We start from the raw sequence: 15600 nt of genomic DNA, 5'->3' as shown, positions 1-15600 counted from the left end.
CACTTCAGAAAGCTTGTCCAATGGCAGTCTCCGTCTTCGACCTCTTCAAGATCGGCATCGGGCCGAGCAGTTCGCATACCGTCGGGCCCATGCGCGCGGCGCGGCTCTTCGCATCGCGGCTGCAGCACGACGGCTTGATGGACGCCACAACACGCGTGAAGTCGGAGCTGTACGGCTCCTTGGGCGCGACGGGCAAGGGCCATGGCAGCGACAAGGCGGTGTTGCTGGGGCTCGCGGGACATGAACCCGATACGGTCGACGTCGATGCCATTCCAGCCTTGCTTGATACGATCCGCAGCGCTGCCAAACTGATGCTCGCAGGCACGCACCCTGTATCCTTCGACGAGAAGACCGACCTCATCTTCTATCGGCGCGAGAGCCTACCCTTCCACGCCAATGGCATGCGCTTTATCGCGTACGACACCGCGGGCAGGGAACTGTCGTCACGCACCTACTACTCGGTCGGCGGCGGCTTTGTGGTGAGCGACGAGGTGGCTGCCGACGGTACGCGCCAGAAGCAGATCGCACCCGACACGACCGTCCTGGCCCTTCCCTTTCACTCGGGCGAAGAATTGCTGGAAGTGACGCAGCGTGAGAAGCTCAGCATCGCGCAGGTGATGCGTCGCAACGAACACCATTGGCGCACCGATGAAGAAATCGATGCCGGCCTGCTGCGCATCTGGGGCGTGATGAAGGCTTGTGTCGAGCGCGGCCTGCGTACAGATGGTGTTCTGCCCGGCGGGTTCAAGGTGCGGCGGCGCGCCGCCGATCTGCATCGGCAGTTGTGTGCCAACCCCGAAGCTGCGCTGCGTGATCCGCTGCAGGTGCTGGACTGGGTGAATCTGTATGCACTTGCGGTGAATGAAGAAAACGCGGCGGGCGGCCGGGTCGTCACGGCACCGACCAACGGTGCCGCTGGCATCGTCCCGGCCGTGCTGCACTACTTCACGCGATTTGTTCCGCAAGCGACCGATGCAGGCGTCATCGATTTCCTGCTAACCGCCGCGGCCATCGGCATCCTCTACAAGGAGAACGCCTCCATCAGTGGCGCCGAAGTCGGCTGCCAAGGCGAAGTGGGCGTGGCCTGCTCGATGGCCGCTGGCGCTTTGTGCGCCGTGATGGGCGGGACGCCCGAGCAAGTAGAGAACGCGGCCGAGATCGGCATGGAGCATCACCTCGGCCTGACCTGCGACCCCGTCGGCGGACTGGTGCAGATCCCCTGCATCGAGCGCAACGCCATCGCCTCGGTAAAGGCCATCAACGCCGCACGCATGGCCCTGCGCGGCGACGGAACGCACCATGTGAGCCTGGACAAGGTCATCAAGACAATGCGCGAAACCGGGGCGGACATGATGACCAAGTACAAAGAAACCGCACGCGGCGGTCTTGCCGTGAATATCGTTGAATGTTGACGGGCTCAGGACGCGTGTAAGGCCGAGATCCGCGAAGGCAAAGGTGGACAGGGCTTCGGCCGCGCGAAGCACAATACCTTGTCGATGCCGGGACTGCCGGATCCAGTAGCCGAGATTGCAGAAGTTGTGGTCGACATTGAAGTAGTTGAGTCCTGCTCCGCCAAGGAAACTGCCGTTCTCTTCGGCGAACCGCCGAATTCGAAACTCGACCCGTCAGCCAGGCCTTTGGCGCAAGTGTCAAACCAGATCAGCGCTTCTTGCTGCGAATAGGCCGCGTGGCACCACGGCATCCACAGTCGACCGTGTCGACCGATTCGCGAACTGCGACGGCGAAGGCTTCGGCATCAGTAGCTTGGTAGGGGCGAAGAACGATGCCCTGTGTGAACGACGGTCGGCATGAAGGCATTGTCGTAGCCGCGCGTCGGCCGGGGTGACACGGCTTCGTATCAGGACTTCACGCACGCAAATAGGCATTGCACCTCGCACCTTTGCGCAGCCGCGGGATGTCACTTCGGCAGGCCTGCTGCCGTCACGTTGCGCCCCTCGCCGGATACCAGCGCAGGTACTTACCCGATCGCCAACATCATGTCGCACCGCCCGCCTTTCACGGTAAGGGCGGCAACACTTTCGCATTCCCAGTCAGTGTTTCGCGCAGCCGCCGCATGCGACCAGCTGGTGCGTTGAAGATTCGCAACGATTCCAGAGGACCCGTCCGTTCATATGTTGTCTTGCCAGTCTATGTACTGAGGAAAATAGGATGAAGCCAATCAGCCCCGCCTTCCATACGCCGACCTTGCCCGAGGTCGAGACTCCCCATAGCGGCCATGACACTGCGTCCACGGTTAGCCATCAAGCTGTGACGCAAGCGTTGAGGCCCAGGCGCACAGGGCACGTCAGCCCGAATATCGCGGAAGCGTTGAGGCCCAGGCACGCGGGGCGCGCCAGCCTGGACTCCGCTATGGTCCGGAACCGCGCTGCGGACGCCATCATCCGTGGCATCCGAGCGCATGTGGCCAACAAGACCACCGCCGAGATGATGGCCTCCGGAACGATCTGGCGTGAGCTCCAGAAAAACCTTCGCGCGACCGGCACACTGGGCGCCGAAGACAGCTTGACGATTCAGCGCTTGTCATCCCTGAACCTGTCGGCGCTGCGCAGGCGGCTTGGCACCTTGAATGAAGCGGAGACCCGATTCTTCGATCGCTTTACCAGCCAGCGCTTTTTTGCCACGCACTTCACCGATGCCGATCTGCACAAGGCCTCCGACTCGGGCCAGACCCTGTCGATGCTGTCTCGCAGAAGGTTGATTGAGCGCGACATCCCGTTCGATGAGGAACACACCCCCGAAAAGAATGTGTCGGCCAAGGCGGATGACGACCATGTGTTCTTCGCTCTCGAGTGCGGTGCGCAACCCCAGACGGTGGAGAGCATCTTCGGCGACTCGCTGTACCGGGTTCCGTTCGACGCGCCCGTGTTCCGGCAGACGGCATGGGGCGCCCTGGATATTTTTGGCGAGCCTTCGATCTTGGACGGGGATTTCTTGCTGAAAAACTTCCCTGACTTCCGCAACGTCGATGAGGTCGGTGTGGTCCGCGATCGAGTCGGCCGTTGGCCCCGGCATGGAGCGCGATAAGGGGAGCGCGGCGGCCTACGCCGACGTCTTCACATGCAGAGAATTGGTGCCCGCTGCAGGTTTGTCGCTGATCGCCAAGCTTCGCCAGATCGGCGATCCGAATGTGGAAGGCTTGCTCAACAGCACCACGCCGGAGCAGTTCAACGCGGTTCTCAACACGTTCCACCGCGTGGAAATCAGGGTACCCAGGCATTGCTTTGCCAAGGACTTCGAGCATCATGGGAACAGTTTGCGATTGCAGCGTTTGGCCGCGAATCCGGATTCCGTCCATGAAGAGCCAGACCAATACCAGCTGAATGATTTAACGCAGTTTTGCAGCAGCGATCCGGCGACCGTTGAACGGCAGCTCGGCGTATTGCGTGATGCCGGCATCGACGTGACACGAATTCGTGGTCAGAATGGCGAGTCCTTGCTCCATTTGCTGTGCGACGCAGCCGGCAGCGACCCGGACGGGCTGGCTCCGTCCGTGCGCACGCTCATCCCTTCGCTCGTCAAGTTCGGACTCGACATCGACGCGCCCACGGACAACTTGCAAACGCCGTTGATGGTGGCGATCGAAGATGCCGGTCTGGCCTCGACATTGATCGATCAGGGTGCGAACGTCAACGCGCGCGGGCCGGGCGGCAGGACGGCGATCTTCGATGCCACGAGCGAAGATGTGGCGGAACTCCTGATCCGCCATGGTGCGGACATCCATCATCGCGACAACAACGGTCGGAATGCCCTTCACTGGGCACTGTCCAACTACGGTTTCGGCTGTGATTTGTTCCACTCCCTTGCCGCGGCCGGCTTGCCAATCGATGAGGAGGCCCACCGCCTGGTCATCGCCAAGGTTCCGCCGCACCTCGTGGCAGAAGTGCCTGCCGTCAATGCCTCGGCACAGGATTGGCAGCGCTTCTTTGCGAGCCAAAGAGCTTCAATGAGGAGCTGGTATGAGGAGCTTGTTGCCGACCGATACTCGGGGCGGTCCTGAAGCGAGGGCTCGCGATGGCGTTTGTGGTCGTAGGCCTGGCCCAGTTGCCCTCCGGCAGCGAGTCTCTGCGCAGCGGTCGTGTGCATGGGGATGTCACGGGCCCACGGTTGGCCCACCAAGCTGTAATGGAACGTTGAGGCCCAGGCGCGCAGGGCTTGTGGTCCGGAAGCGTGCGGGCGGACGTCATCATCCGTGGCATGCGAGCGCAAGTGACCCACAAGACCAGCGCCGCGATGATGGCCTCCGGATGGAATTGGCGGAAGATCCAGGAAGACCTTCGCGAGACAGGCACACTGGGCGCTGGCGGCAGCTTGACGCTTCGGCGCGTGGCGGCACTGAACCTGTCGGCGTTGCGCAAGCGGCTTGCCACTTTGAATGAAGCGGAGATCCGATTCTTCGACGCTCACCAGGGGCAACACGCCCTCGTGTCAGGACTTCACGCCCGCAAACAATACGCCTCGGCCCAGGTCACCACTGAGCACCACGACGTAGAGCACGTTGTGGCTCACGAAAGCGTGGCCTCGCAAGGTGTTGCCATCTTCCGTGCAGCCGGTGCGAAAGGTGATGGTGGCGTCGAAGACATTGCCCGCGCCATGCGTCGTCACGAAACCGACGTACGTGCAGCCGCTGTTCGTCGATCCGGCAAGAACACCCGATCCATCGACCGTCACAACCGAAACCTTGGTACCGCCGAGGTCGCCGGTTTCTCCGCCATAAGTTCCGGCGAGAGCAGAGAGCGAGGCTTGCTGTTCGTAGCCGACGTTGTAGATGCCTGAAAAATTCGCCGTCGTGCCACCGGTGTAAGTCACGGTACCGCTGATCGTGGACTTGGGCGCGAAGGTGCCAGTGGCTGTGCCGATGCTCAGGGCGTGCGTCGAGAGGTTGAAGTCACGCACGACGCCCGCACTGAACGTGGTGCCGCTGGTGGAGGTGTCGGCCACGATCACGCCCCCGGCGGGAACCGGCGTCGTGGGGTTCATTCCGTAGATGGCGTAGGTGCGGCCGCTGTCGAGCACCAGCACCTCGAAGGCCGGCGTGCTACCCCCCGTGCTCTCGTACAGGCCAGCGGCGGCCGTGGGCGCAAAGCCGCTGCTCCCGCCGCCTCCGCCGCACGCGTTGAGTGCCAGGCAGACAAAGGACGCGAGCCAACGAAGAGGAAATTGCGAATAGTTCATGCGACCACCTTTGTTTTGGCTTGCAAATGCACGTGCCGTCGAGTGTCGCGCGAAACTCGCTTGATGTCGTCGGTCTCGACGATGTATGGCTCAAGGAGCCGCTCATCGGCGCAAGGGCACAGGCTGATCAATGCGAGGCGCTGCCCAGGCCATCCATCTCCATACATCCCATCAGCGCCCGGCATTCAGAAGAAGGCTCGGCAGCAATCTTGGCGGATGCTTTGTAGCGAGCTTTCTGGTGCACGCGGCTTTGGTTGCTGCCGTCGTTCTTCACCCGCCACAAAAAGAGAACCGCTGTCTCGAGCACCGCTGGGACGGAATGACCAGTATTGCGCGGCAAATCCCTCACTATTTCGCATACTCGCACTCCAGTCAGAAGCTTACCGTCCGATACATTGAAATCGCAAGCACCATCGAAAGCGAGCTTGGAACGCATGCTTCTCATGCCTTGATACCGAATAGATTCTGTCGAGTCCTGACATCGGGGAGTCCACCCTGTCCATTCAACTCAGAGAGTCATCATGTTCAAATCCTGGTCCCTGAAGAAGAAACTCACCATCACCTTTGCAGCGATCCTGGTCATTGCAGGTGCCTTGTTCAGCATCGCCATCGTGAACATCGGCAAGATGCGCGAAGCGACTGGTTGGAATACACATACCTACAAGGTGCTTTCCGAAGGCCAGGGCATGTTGTTGAACATGGTCAACATCGAAACCGGTCTGCGTGGTTTCGTTGCCAGCGGAGATGAGAAGTTTCTGGAACCTCTCAAGGAGGGCCAGGCAGCGTTCAAGGATCGTTTTGACAGCGCCAAAGCGCTGACATCGGACAACGCGGCCCAGCAGGCGCGCCTTGGGAAACTGCAAGAGAACCACCGAAGCTTCATGGACGTTGCGACGTCATTGATAACGCTGCGGCGCGACGTGAGCAGCGGCAAGTCGACAGCAGATGATCTGCAGCGCGAATTTCGCATGGGGCGCGACAAGGCCTCGATGGATGCATTCCGTTCCGGGGTGGCCGAATTCATGAAAGTTGAATCCGACCTCTTGGGCCAACGTTCGGCAACGCTCGACAGCACCAGCACCATCACAACGAGCGTGCTGATTTTTGGCGGCCTGAGCTTGTGCATCCTGACCGTGGGACTGGGCGCCTTGCTGATCAGCAGTGTGTTCCGGCAATTGGGTGGCGAGCCCAGTACCGCTGCACAGCTGGCGGACGCCGTGGCCAAAGGCGACTTGACAGTCAACATCGATGTCAAGCGTGGGGACACCAGCAGCCTGATGGCGCGTCTGGCGGACATGCGCAATGGCCTGGCTGGCGTGGTGTCTGAAGTGCGCGGCAATGCAGAGAGCGTGGCCATGGCCAGCGTACAGATTGCCCAAGGCAACCAGGATCTCAGCCAACGCACCGAAGAACAAGCCAGTGCCTTGCAGCAGACGGCTGCGACGATGGATCAATTAAGTTCCACGGTCCGCCATACCGCCGACCACGCTCGGCAGGCCAACCAGCTGGCTGGTGGCGCCAGCTCCGTTGCCGCCAAGGGTGGCGACGTAGTCGGCCAAGTCGTTGGCACGATGAAGAACATCAACGAGTCGTCCAAGAAGATTGCAGACATCATCGGCGTGATCGACAGCATCGCGTTCCAGACCAACATCCTCGCGCTCAATGCCGCCGTGGAGGCCGCGCGAGCTGGCGAGCAGGGCCGTGGCTTTGCTGTGGTCGCCAGCGAAGTGCGCAATCTGGCTCAACGCAGCGCCGAGGCAGCCAAAGAGATCAAGACTCTCATCACGAGCAGTGTCGAACAGGTTGAGCAAGGCACGGTACTGGTTGATGAGGCCGGCAAGACGATGGAAGAGATCGTTGGCGCCATCAAACGCGTGAGTGACATCGTCGGAGAAATCAGCTCGGCCAGCGTTGAGCAAAGTTCAGGCGTTACCCAGGTCGGACAAGCCGTCTCGCAAATGGATCAAGTCACGCAACAGAATGCAGCCCTCGTAGAAGAAAGTGCTGCGGCTGCCGAGAGCCTGAAGCAACAGGCGCAGCACCTGCTTCAGGCCGTGGTCGTCTTCAAGCTGATTCCCAAACAAATCCGGAACATTGCCGCAGTCAGTCAGGTTCATCATGGGGTCGAGCGGCGAGGACCAAACCGGGCAAAGAACGTGACACGCGCTGACTTTGCTGCGAAGACGCACGCAAGCAAGGCAGATGCCGAGCCCGACACCGATTCCGCCTCGGCACTTCCCAAGGTGAGCGTAAAAACGGGGACCGACAGCTGGGAAAGTTTCTAATGACACGCGAGAGCCAGCCCGGGATCAGACCACCACCGATCCTCGCAGACAACGGTCATGCGACAGCGCCACAGCTTCTCAGACGATCGGCAATCGCTTCGTCGACTTGACTTGACGCAAAGAGAGATTTGACCGTATGCCGAGTACTCCGGGCAGCTTTCGCAGCACCTTTTCCACGAAGCGGCTGTAGTCGTCGAGATCGGCGGCGACCACTTGGAGCAGATAGTCGGCTTCGCCGGTCGTGTTATCACATGCGAGGATGTTGGGGCTGACCTGGATGAGCCGCTCGAATTCCGCCGTCACCTCTTCCGTATGCTGAGTGCACATGATCTGTACATAGGCCATGACACCCAGTCCGAGCTTGCGCCGGTTCAGTGCTGCGTGATAGCCGTCTACAAGTCCAGCGTCATCCAAGCGTTTCAGGCGCCGCCAACACGATGCTTCGCTCAAAGAAAAGCACTCGGCCAGTTTCGCGTTGGAGGCCCGCCCGTCTCGTTGTAGCTGGTCGAGAAGGCCAAGATCGATGTGGTCTAGCTTTTCCACGAAACGTCCTTTCCCGCGCCGCCCGCAATCGGAAAGACAATTTCCGAAGGCTCTGCCCACGCGCCGAAAATCGAATGATAAATTCATAAGAACCCGCATATATTGTAAATATCATTCGGCACATAGAGGAAATATGAAAGCTATCGTCTACGAATCGTTCGGAGCGGTTCCCAAGCTGATGAACGTGGCGGATCCGACCCCGGCTGTCGACGGCGTCGTGGTCCAAGTGATGGCATCCGGGGTGTGCCGCAGCGATTGGCACGGTTGGATGGGGCACGATCCCGACATCGTGCTCCCGCACGTGCCGGGCCATGAACTCGCCGGCGTCGTTTCAGCGGTAGGCGCAGAGGTGACGCGCTGGAAAGCCGGTGACCGCGTGACGGTGCCGTTCGTGGCCGGTTGTGGTCACTGCCCAGAATGCCACTCAGGGAATCAACAAGTCTGTGAGATTCAGTTCCAGCCCGGCTTCACTCATTGGGGTTCGTTCGCCGAATACGTCGGCATCCGCTACGCAGACCTTAACCTTGTCCGTTTGCCGGATGCACTTGACTTCAAAACGGCAGCAGCCCTCGGTTGCCGAGTTGTGACGTCATTTCGCGCAGTGGTCGACCAAGGTCGGACCTCGGCCGGACAATGGGTCGCCGTCCATGGCTGTGGCGGTGTCGGACTGTCGGCCATCATGATCGCGAACGCGATCGGCGCAAACGTTGTTGCCATCGACATTTCGGACAGCGCGCTTGATCTGGCGCGTTCGCTGGGCGCCGTTGCAACAGTCAACGCATCCCGCGAGCCCGATGTCGTTGCCGCAGTCAAGGACATCACGCAGGGCGGCGCGCATGTTTCGCTCGATGCACTTGGGCATCCGACGACATGCTTCAACTCCGTCAGCAACCTGCGCCGTCGCGGTAAGCACGTGCAGGTCGGCCTCATGCTGGGCGATCACGCGACGCCTCAAATTCCGATGAACAAGGTCATCGCCCACGAGTTGGAAATCCTTGGTAGCCATGGTATGCAGGCGCATCGCTATGGCGCAATGCTGGACATGGTCCGGACGGGCAAGCTCAAGCCCGAAATGCTCGTAGGCAGGGAAATCCCGCTGAGCGCTTCGATCAATGCATTGATGAACATGAACCGATTTGAAGGCCCTGGAGTTACGGTCATCACGGAGTTTGCATCATGACGCGTTCCAATATCTGTTGCGGCAGTCAAAGTACTTGAGCAGCCTCGTCGAGCAAGACCAGCGGGCTATCAAGCGCATCGTGCAGCCGATGCCGGGATTCAACGACTTCCGCCGCGCCGCGTCATCGCGGGCATCGAGACCATGCAGAAGGGGCAAATCGCCTGCTCCGAAGACATAGTCGTGTCCGATGCACAGCAGTCCTACTCGCTGGCGGTTTGATCGCACACGGAATTGGCGCCTTCATTCGTCCTCTTGCCGCTGATGCGACAAACCCTCCGCGCTTCAGAAGAAGCTGCAATTCAAGGTGACGGACAGTCCCAAACGGATACCCTCTGAATTGCCGTTGGCCTGGACTGAGCGGTTGCTCGTCGAGCGCAGCAAAGTCCTGCACTCGTCGGCCTCAACACCGAATCCGCGCAAGGCCCGCGTCGCCGATTCGAAGCGAAAGCGCAGCGATCCACGAGGACGCTGGCCGGGGGCGGTGCTGCTCAGGTCGATGAAGTCGAGAGCCCCGGACCGCAGCACGGCGCCGAAATTCCGGTGGCTGCCACGCTCCAGAGCTTCTTCACGCACTTGGGCGTAGGCGGAGCATTGCAGCAGAACTGCGAAAGCCAGTGCGAAAAGCTGGAACAGGCCGCGTGGGACCGGGTTCTTCGCTTGTGACTGGATATTCATGGACGATAGCTCCTGCTGCTGCGGTTCTAAGTGCAATAGTTATGCCAGAGCCTTTACACAAGTTTGCGCCGCACCCTGGCCCTTCGTGTTTGCGTTGCGTCACGGTTCGACACGAATAACACGTCAAACTGACGCAATTTGTTCCCCTCCCGAACAAACAACGGGCGTCCGCAGCGTGCCGAATATTCCGAAAAGTTGACGATACGACAAGGCGTGTCACCCTGGACCTACGTCAACCTGCCGTTCTATCCGGGGTGCAGTCGAAGGCTGCCATCCCGAACTTCGAACAGACCAGGACCGTGCAATTCGAAGGCCGCGCGCCGATACTGCACTTCGGCTCATTCCATCCAAACCCACGATGAAGAAGACGCTCGTCCCCTTGTGGCTGGCCCTGCTGGCCGCCACCGCCCAGGCCGAAGTGCGCCTGTCCAACGTGTTCGGTGAGCACATGGTGCTGCAGCGCGACCGCCCGCTGCGCCTGTGGGGGACGGCCACGCCCGGCCAGACGCTGACCGTGGAACTTGCTGGCCGCACGGCCAGCACCCACGTCGGCGCCAATGGCCGCTGGCGCGCAGAGTTGCCCCCGCTGCCGGCGGGCGGGCCGTTCCGCCTGCTTGTCCGGGGCGACCAAGCCGTGGAACTGCGTGACGTGCTGATCGGCGACGTCTGGCTGCTCGGCGGCCAGTCCAACATGGAGCTTCCGCTGGCAGCGACCGACACCGGCGTGCAGGAAGTCGCGTCGCCGCAGAACCCGCAGCTGCGCCAGTTGCGCGTGCCACTGCGCGCCAGCGTGCTGCCTGAGGCCGAGATCGCACCCGCACCCTGGGTCGTGGCGGAGCCGGGCCGAGTGGGTAAATTCAGCGCCATCGGTTATCACTTCGCACGCCAGATGGACGCCGTGCAGGGCGTGCCCATCGGCCTCATCAACACCGCTTGGGGCGGCTCCATGCTGGAGACATGGGTCCGCCGCGAAGCCGCCCTCGAGGACCCCGACCTCACGCCCGCCGTGCGCGCGCTGCCGGCCGACAATGCGGCCTTCAGTGCCTCGCTGGGCAAGCACCTGCAAGACCGTGTGGCTGCCTGGCAGCGCGGACTGCCGGTGCAGGGCTTGGACACCAGCCGCTGGTCTGCCGCCGAGGATATCGACGGCAACTGGCCCACGCTGCAAGCACCGGGCGAATGGGAAAGCCAGGGCCTGGCCGACCTGGATGGCATCGTCTGGCTGCGCAAGCGGGTAGACCTCAGCGCCTCCCAGGCAGCCGGTGCAGCGGAACTGCACCTGGCCAAGGTGGACGACTGCGACGAGACTTGGGTCAACGGCCAGCGCATCGGCGGCCAGTGCGGCTACGATCAGCCGCGCCGCTATGCCCTGCATGCCGGAGTTCTGCGCGCAGGAGCCAACTGGATCGCCGTACGGGTGACCGACACCGGGGGTGTCGGAGGCTTCCACGGCGAGGTCGCCGCGATGCGCCTGGACACCGCCGCCGGCGTGCTCTCCCTGGCCGGCGCCTGGCAGGCGCGCGTCGAGAAGATCCAGGCTGCGGCCAGACCCGCCGCCAACTACGCACCAGCCGTGGCCCACAACGGCTTGATCGCACCGCTGCAGGGCCTGTCGTTGCGCGGCGTACTCTGGTACCAGGGCGAGGAAAATTCCGAACGCGCGGCCGCCTATGCCGACGGGTTCAAGCGCCTCATCCAGGACTGGCGTGGCCAGTTCGACGACCCCACCCTGCCCTTCTTCTTCGTGCAGCTTGCCGCCTGGTTGCCGCTGGCCGACAACCAGCCCGGCCGAGGCAACTGGGCCGAACTTCGTGAAAGCCAGGCCGCGGCCCTGGCCCTGCCCCACACCGGCATGGCCACCGCCATCGACATCGGCGACGAAGTCGACATCCACCCGCGGGACAAGCGCACCCTGGGCCACCGCCTGGCCGCGCTGGCCCTGAAAGAGTTGGGCCTGCGCTCCGCGCCGGCAAGCGGCCCGCGCCTTCTGAGCCACGAGGCCCGTGGCGGCGAGTTCCATTTGCGCTTTGGCGACACTGCCGGCGGCCTGCGGACCGCCCGCGCCGGCGAGCCGCTGCGCGGCTTCTATCTGGCCGGTCCCGACCACCGTTGGGTCCCGGCGCAAGCCTTCTTCGATGGCGATCGCATCGTGATTCACACCCCCGCCGTGCCGACGCCGGTGGCGGCGCGCTATGCCTGGGTCAACAACCCGAGCGAGGCCAACATCGTCGGCGGCGCCGGCCTGCCCCTGCCGCCGCTGCGCACCGATAACTGGCCGCTGGAAACGGCCGATCGACGCTACGGGCGCTGAGTTTTTTGACTTTCTGTCCCATCACAAGACGTAAGTCACGTGCAATCCTGCACGCTCTCACTCGCCATCATGAAATGGTCATGATTGCGCTGCATGCCAGCGCTAAATTGCGGCATCTGAACGGCAGAACAAGGAAGTCTACGTGTCCAACACATTTGCTCGAACCCGAGAAGTTGCGCGATCCGGCCGGCGTGCATTCTCATCAGGCCTGGGCCTGCTTCCGATGCTTCCGCATGCTGCCCGGATGCGATGCGAACCTAGTAGAGTCCGGGTCAGGTCGTCAATCTTTGCGAGCGGGCCTAAATCGCCCCACCCTCGCAACCGATATCCCGTGAACTGAACGTCAATGAGTTTGCAATCAGGTGAGGATGATCAGACGCGGCCACGAGTCACAGACCCGGTGCCTCGTCGCCCTGCGTTCTTGGCTGATCGAGTGAAGTGCATCCAACTCCCTCGGTCATGCCGTCTCTTGCAAGGAGCCCCTTATGTCCATGTCCATATGCTTTGAAAAAACCCCCAAGGGCCGCGAGGCGATCACCCAGCACACGGTCAAATTGCCGCGACCGGCGCGCAATCTGCTCCTGGTCATCGACAACACCAAGCCCGCCCGGCAGTGGGCGACGCTCATTCAAGGCGCCACCGAAGCCGATATCAACAGCCTGCAAAGCACTGGGCTGATCGAGCCTGCCGATGTCGAGATGATCGAGCAAAATCGCCAACGCGCACCGCTCAAGACCATCGAAGCGGCCATCGCCACCTTGACCTACGATCAGGTCTACAACCTGCTGACCAGCCAGGCCAAGGACAGGCTGGGGCTCATCAAGGGCTTCATGTTTATCCTCAATGTCGAAAAGTGCGCCAACGACGCAGAACTTCGAGCGCTTGCGGTTCGATTCATCGGCATGGTGCGCGAGATCCAAGGCGACTCGGCTGCAAAAGCCATGCGCATGGCCTTGGGCATGGCGAGCTGAGGCACTTCCCTTGAGTCACGGCGGCCCGTTTGCGTGGCACGATCAGCGTTCGCGCGAATTGGCTGCCCCTGACGGTCTTGACGCCCTACGTTACGTCGCGCTCCTGCAGGGTGGCCCAAGCTTCAAGGCCGCCAGCCCAACGAGCCAGCCCTCAATGTGGATGCTCGTGCCCTTGCCCTGAACGCAGTACAGGTGTGCAACCGCGCGGATACGTGACGGGCATCGCAGTGAAGTGGCGTGACGGTGCCCGCGGGTCCGAGCCAGATCCGCGGCGTGTCATAGATCTTGAAGTAGGGCGGCCACCGACACATCGCCGCCAACTCCGGCAACGGTTGGTGCCAAGATAAGCTGGCAGACCAATTGCCGTCCCGCTCATGGCGTGGAGCTCCGCTTCTCATTGCCAAGTGTGGGCGCATCAGTGCGAATCAACTCGACAATGCGCGCAGAGTCAATTCCTGCGTTGCACCACCCAAGCGTTCGATTCGACATGTGGGTCAGGCTGTGGTGCGCTGCACCCAGTGCATTTCCTTCGCTCAAGGTCACATCGTGACCGGCGGTCTTGAGTTTTTCTGCGAAGGCCGCCTGGTACTTGAATGCAGTGTTGGAATCCTGCGGATCACCAATTATGAAGATTCGACGGGACTCGCTGCGCTTGACTCCGTCGACATGATCCGTGACGTTGTAGATGCCGCATACGCCCGTGGTGTCGCACCCGTTCCATCCCTGGCGCGATTGAGACAACTGGTCCCGTGCGCGAGCGAGGGCATCGAAGGGCCCTGAAGATGCCACAGCACAAACAACATCGTCACGGCCAAGAGTGAGCAGTGCGCCAACGGTGGCGGCCCCACCCGACTGGCCGCCCAAATGGACACGTTCTAAACCAAGCCGCGCCTTGATGGCATCGACAGCGGCATTGACACTCAAATACTCCCGAAGCTTGCGACGTTCTGAGTGACGCCCGGAAGAGAGCTCCGGGTTTGGCGCGTATTTGTCACCCACCCTCGCGCAGCGGGTCACCCACCCTCTCGCGCAGCGGATGCGTGTCGTAAACGATATGCATGCTGTCGATGCGGTCGTTGCCCGGCCGAAAACCGAACACGTCCACGCACGTGAAGTCGACCAGCCTCCCATCGCTCAGCGTCCAGTCATAGCGGAAATAGGCTGCCACGCGCACGGTGTCGTCCGATGGCTGTACGGACGCGAACAAGTCAATCAGCGTGATCACGCTCTGGCTCGATGCCTGGGCGAGCTTGGGAAAGAAGTCGCGCGCCTTCATCGTGCCGAGAAACGGGGAGTGCACAACGCCGTCCTCCTCAAAAGTGGAAATAAGCCCCGTCGTGTCGCTCGCGTGCAGGTGCCGCAAGTAGGCGCGCACCGTATCCAATTGAAGTTGACTCATATCAGGGTTCCTTTTCAGTTCAAGGATGAATCGTTCCAGAAGCCGTGCCAGTCGACAAGAAGGGGTATCTGGGAATCTATTAGAGTTGTTTATGAATCTGCGCTACCTGAACTACCTCAGGCTGGTCATCGAGCACGGCAGCTTCGCTGCCGCGGCGCTTGCTGGCGGCGTGTCGCAGCCTGCCATCAGCCACGGCATGAGGCAGCTCCAGCAACAGTTCAACACGCCGCTATTCGTTCGGTCGGGGCGCAAGCTGATACCCACCGAGGCCGCGCTGCAAGCGGCGCTCCATAGCAAGGATCTTGCCGAGCGGATGGACGCACTTGCCGCGACGGGAGCCATCGCGGCCCATCGCGACACGCTGCGCGTCGGGGTGACGCCGTCCGCCGCCTTGGTCTGCGGCCCGGCTTTGCACGCTGTTTGGTGCCGAGGCCACTCGCGCCGGCGTCTCGACATGTCGAGCGCTGACGAAGGGCGCATGCTTGCCAGCTTGCAAGGCGGCCAACTCGACCTGGTGATTTCACCGCGGCCACGTGGCTACCGTGCCACCGGCTTGGGCTGCGAACCGCTGTACCAACTCACGCCGCTCGCTTACGCCCGCCGCGCTCACCCCTTGGTCAAGGCGCAATCACTGATGGAACTGCAAGCAGCCTCTTGGGCCATCGTCGGGCCCAGCGTGAGCGGGCCCGTGGACGTGCTGCACGAAGCCTTTGCTGTCCGACGGATGAGACCGCCACGCGTAGCCGCATCGTGTCCCGACTACGCCAGCCTTCTCCATCTGATGGTCCACAGCGATTTGCTTTGTGTTCTCCCTCACCCGGTCTTGCTGGATGGAGCGCCGAAGGGACAGGTCGTGCCCCTGTATCTGCGCGAGGCCCTTCCGCGCTACGAGATGCATCTGTTCACGCCGATACGGCAGCGCCGTGCCCTGCGGCCTGCCGTCGCCATGTTGAAGCAACAGGCCGCTTTGACCTCAGAGGCGCCGGGGCATGCACAGGCTTCTGCCGAGCGACCGGTCTGAGAGGCTGAGAGTATTTCGGACG

14 protein-coding genes and 2 pseudogenes are annotated in these 15600 nt (G+C 61.8%); 9 read left to right on the top strand and 7 right to left on the bottom strand.

What is annotated here, in order from left to right; translation table 11 throughout:
- Positions 1 to 20: 20 nt before the first annotated feature.
- Positions 21 to 1412, top strand: coding sequence for an L-serine ammonia-lyase (locus AC30NL_RS14210; RefSeq protein WP_489464646.1), 1392 nt, complete (start codon positions 21 to 23; stop codon positions 1410 to 1412).
- A gap of 15 nt (positions 1413 to 1427) precedes the next feature.
- Here the strand turns inward: AC30NL_RS14210 and AC30NL_RS14205 are convergent.
- Positions 1428 to 1610, bottom strand: a pseudogene (locus tag AC30NL_RS14205) (GNAT family N-acetyltransferase); the annotation flags it as partial.
- A gap of 760 nt (positions 1611 to 2370) precedes the next feature.
- Here AC30NL_RS14205 and AC30NL_RS14200 point away from each other — a divergent pair.
- Both AC30NL_RS14200 and AC30NL_RS14195 read left to right on the top strand, forming a co-directional pair.
- Positions 2371 to 3045 carry a hypothetical protein gene (locus tag AC30NL_RS14200; protein WP_489464645.1) on the top strand — a complete coding sequence of 225 codons (675 nt, stop codon included), beginning with the start codon at positions 2371 to 2373 and terminating at the stop codon, positions 3043 to 3045.
- Positions 2996 to 4018: an ankyrin repeat domain-containing protein gene (locus AC30NL_RS14195; RefSeq protein ID WP_489464644.1), complete on the top strand. Its 1023-nt coding sequence runs from the start codon at positions 2996 to 2998 to the stop codon at positions 4016 to 4018. Before AC30NL_RS14200 ends, AC30NL_RS14195 begins: the two co-directional genes overlap by 50 nt.
- A 428-nt stretch (positions 4019 to 4446) precedes the next feature.
- On the opposite strand, the gene AC30NL_RS14190 is transcribed toward AC30NL_RS14195, so the two are convergent.
- Positions 4447 to 5193, bottom strand: a complete 747-nt coding sequence (locus AC30NL_RS14190; RefSeq protein ID WP_489464643.1) for a hypothetical protein — start codon at positions 5191 to 5193, stop codon at positions 4447 to 4449.
- A 127-nt stretch (positions 5194 to 5320) separates the two neighbouring features.
- Positions 5321 to 5629 (bottom strand): hypothetical protein, encoded by a 309-nt coding sequence (locus tag AC30NL_RS14185; RefSeq protein WP_489464642.1) that lies wholly within the window; start codon positions 5627 to 5629, stop codon positions 5321 to 5323.
- Between the two features lie 85 nt (positions 5630 to 5714).
- On the opposite strand from AC30NL_RS14185, the gene AC30NL_RS14180 reads away from it, so the two are divergent.
- Positions 5715 to 7478 carry a methyl-accepting chemotaxis protein gene (locus AC30NL_RS14180; RefSeq protein WP_489464641.1) on the top strand — a complete coding sequence of 588 codons (1764 nt, stop codon included), beginning with the start codon at positions 5715 to 5717 and terminating at the stop codon, positions 7476 to 7478.
- Positions 7479 to 7556: 78 nt separating this feature from the next.
- Here AC30NL_RS14180 and AC30NL_RS14175 read toward each other — a convergent pair whose 3' ends face one another.
- Positions 7557 to 8021: an Lrp/AsnC family transcriptional regulator gene (locus AC30NL_RS14175; protein ID WP_489464640.1), complete on the bottom strand. Its 465-nt coding sequence runs from the start codon at positions 8019 to 8021 to the stop codon at positions 7557 to 7559.
- 133 nt (positions 8022 to 8154) lie between these two features.
- On the opposite strand from AC30NL_RS14175, the gene AC30NL_RS14170 reads away from it, so the two are divergent.
- Both AC30NL_RS14170 and AC30NL_RS14165 read left to right on the top strand, forming a co-directional pair.
- The gene (locus tag AC30NL_RS14170; protein ID WP_489464669.1) at positions 8155 to 9201 is read left to right on the top strand and encodes a zinc-dependent alcohol dehydrogenase family protein; all 1047 of its coding nucleotides are present in this window, start codon (positions 8155 to 8157) and stop codon (positions 9199 to 9201) included.
- A 13-nt stretch (positions 9202 to 9214) separates the two neighbouring features.
- Positions 9215 to 9319: pseudogene (locus tag AC30NL_RS14165) on the top strand (IS6 family transposase); the annotation flags it as partial.
- A gap of 164 nt (positions 9320 to 9483) precedes the next feature.
- On the opposite strand, the gene AC30NL_RS14160 reads toward AC30NL_RS14165, so the two are convergent.
- The gene (locus AC30NL_RS14160) at positions 9484 to 9876 is read right to left on the bottom strand and encodes a hypothetical protein (RefSeq protein WP_489464639.1); all 393 of its coding nucleotides are present in this window, start codon (positions 9874 to 9876) and stop codon (positions 9484 to 9486) included.
- 358 nt (positions 9877 to 10234) lie between these two features.
- On the opposite strand from AC30NL_RS14160, the gene AC30NL_RS14155 reads away from it, so the two are divergent.
- Together AC30NL_RS14155 and AC30NL_RS14150 are read left to right on the top strand one after the other, a co-directional pair.
- Positions 10235 to 12187: a sialate O-acetylesterase gene (locus AC30NL_RS14155; RefSeq protein WP_489464638.1), complete on the top strand. Its 1953-nt coding sequence runs from the start codon at positions 10235 to 10237 to the stop codon at positions 12185 to 12187.
- A 485-nt stretch (positions 12188 to 12672) separates the two neighbouring features.
- Positions 12673 to 13158 (top strand): hypothetical protein, encoded by a 486-nt coding sequence (locus AC30NL_RS14150; RefSeq protein ID WP_489464637.1) that lies wholly within the window; start codon positions 12673 to 12675, stop codon positions 13156 to 13158.
- A 372-nt stretch (positions 13159 to 13530) separates the two neighbouring features.
- Here AC30NL_RS14150 and AC30NL_RS14145 read toward each other — a convergent pair whose 3' ends face one another.
- Both AC30NL_RS14145 and AC30NL_RS14140 read right to left on the bottom strand, forming a co-directional pair.
- On the bottom strand, positions 13531 to 14082 hold the full coding sequence (locus tag AC30NL_RS14145) for an alpha/beta hydrolase family protein (RefSeq protein ID WP_489464636.1): 552 nt from the start codon (positions 14080 to 14082) through the stop codon (positions 13531 to 13533).
- A 67-nt stretch (positions 14083 to 14149) separates the two neighbouring features.
- Positions 14150 to 14557, bottom strand: a complete 408-nt coding sequence (locus AC30NL_RS14140) for a nuclear transport factor 2 family protein (protein ID WP_489464635.1) — start codon at positions 14555 to 14557, stop codon at positions 14150 to 14152.
- 91 nt (positions 14558 to 14648) lie between these two features.
- Between AC30NL_RS14140 and AC30NL_RS14135 the strand changes: the two genes are divergently transcribed.
- Complete coding sequence (locus AC30NL_RS14135; RefSeq protein ID WP_489464634.1) at positions 14649 to 15578, top strand: LysR family transcriptional regulator; 930 nt, start codon at positions 14649 to 14651, stop codon at positions 15576 to 15578.
- Positions 15579 to 15600: the final 22 nt, after the last annotated feature.

It is taken from the genome of Rhizobacter sp., assembly GCA_021153565.1.
Taxonomy (GTDB): domain Bacteria; phylum Pseudomonadota; class Gammaproteobacteria; order Burkholderiales; family Burkholderiaceae_C; genus Albitalea.
This window is presented reverse-complemented; position numbering and strand designations above follow the sequence as displayed.

What these genes read in the sequence shown, in the direction of transcription:
- AC30NL_RS14200 (WP_489464645.1), top strand. Translation starts at nt 2,371, where the DNA reads ATGGTCCGGAACCGCGCTGCGGACGCCATCATCCGTGGCATCCGAGCG.
- AC30NL_RS14135 (WP_489464634.1), top strand. Translation starts at nt 14,649, where the DNA reads ATGAATCTGCGCTACCTGAACTACCTCAGGCTGGTCATCGAGCACGGC.
- AC30NL_RS14180 (WP_489464641.1), top strand. Translation starts at nt 5,715, where the DNA reads ATGTTCAAATCCTGGTCCCTGAAGAAGAAACTCACCATCACCTTTGCA.
- AC30NL_RS14190 (WP_489464643.1), bottom strand. Translation starts at nt 5,193, where the DNA reads ATGAACTATTCGCAATTTCCTCTTCGTTGGCTCGCGTCCTTTGTCTGC.
- AC30NL_RS14160 (WP_489464639.1), bottom strand. Translation starts at nt 9,876, where the DNA reads ATGAATATCCAGTCACAAGCGAAGAACCCGGTCCCACGCGGCCTGTTC.
- AC30NL_RS14155 (WP_489464638.1), top strand. Translation starts at nt 10,235, where the DNA reads ATGAAGAAGACGCTCGTCCCCTTGTGGCTGGCCCTGCTGGCCGCCACC.
- AC30NL_RS14185 (WP_489464642.1), bottom strand. Translation starts at nt 5,629, where the DNA reads ATGCGTTCCAAGCTCGCTTTCGATGGTGCTTGCGATTTCAATGTATCG.
- AC30NL_RS14210 (WP_489464646.1), top strand. Translation starts at nt 21, where the DNA reads ATGGCAGTCTCCGTCTTCGACCTCTTCAAGATCGGCATCGGGCCGAGC.
- AC30NL_RS14150 (WP_489464637.1), top strand. Translation starts at nt 12,673, where the DNA reads ATGTCCATGTCCATATGCTTTGAAAAAACCCCCAAGGGCCGCGAGGCG.
- AC30NL_RS14170 (WP_489464669.1), top strand. Translation starts at nt 8,155, where the DNA reads ATGAAAGCTATCGTCTACGAATCGTTCGGAGCGGTTCCCAAGCTGATG.
- AC30NL_RS14140 (WP_489464635.1), bottom strand. Translation starts at nt 14,557, where the DNA reads ATGAGTCAACTTCAATTGGATACGGTGCGCGCCTACTTGCGGCACCTG.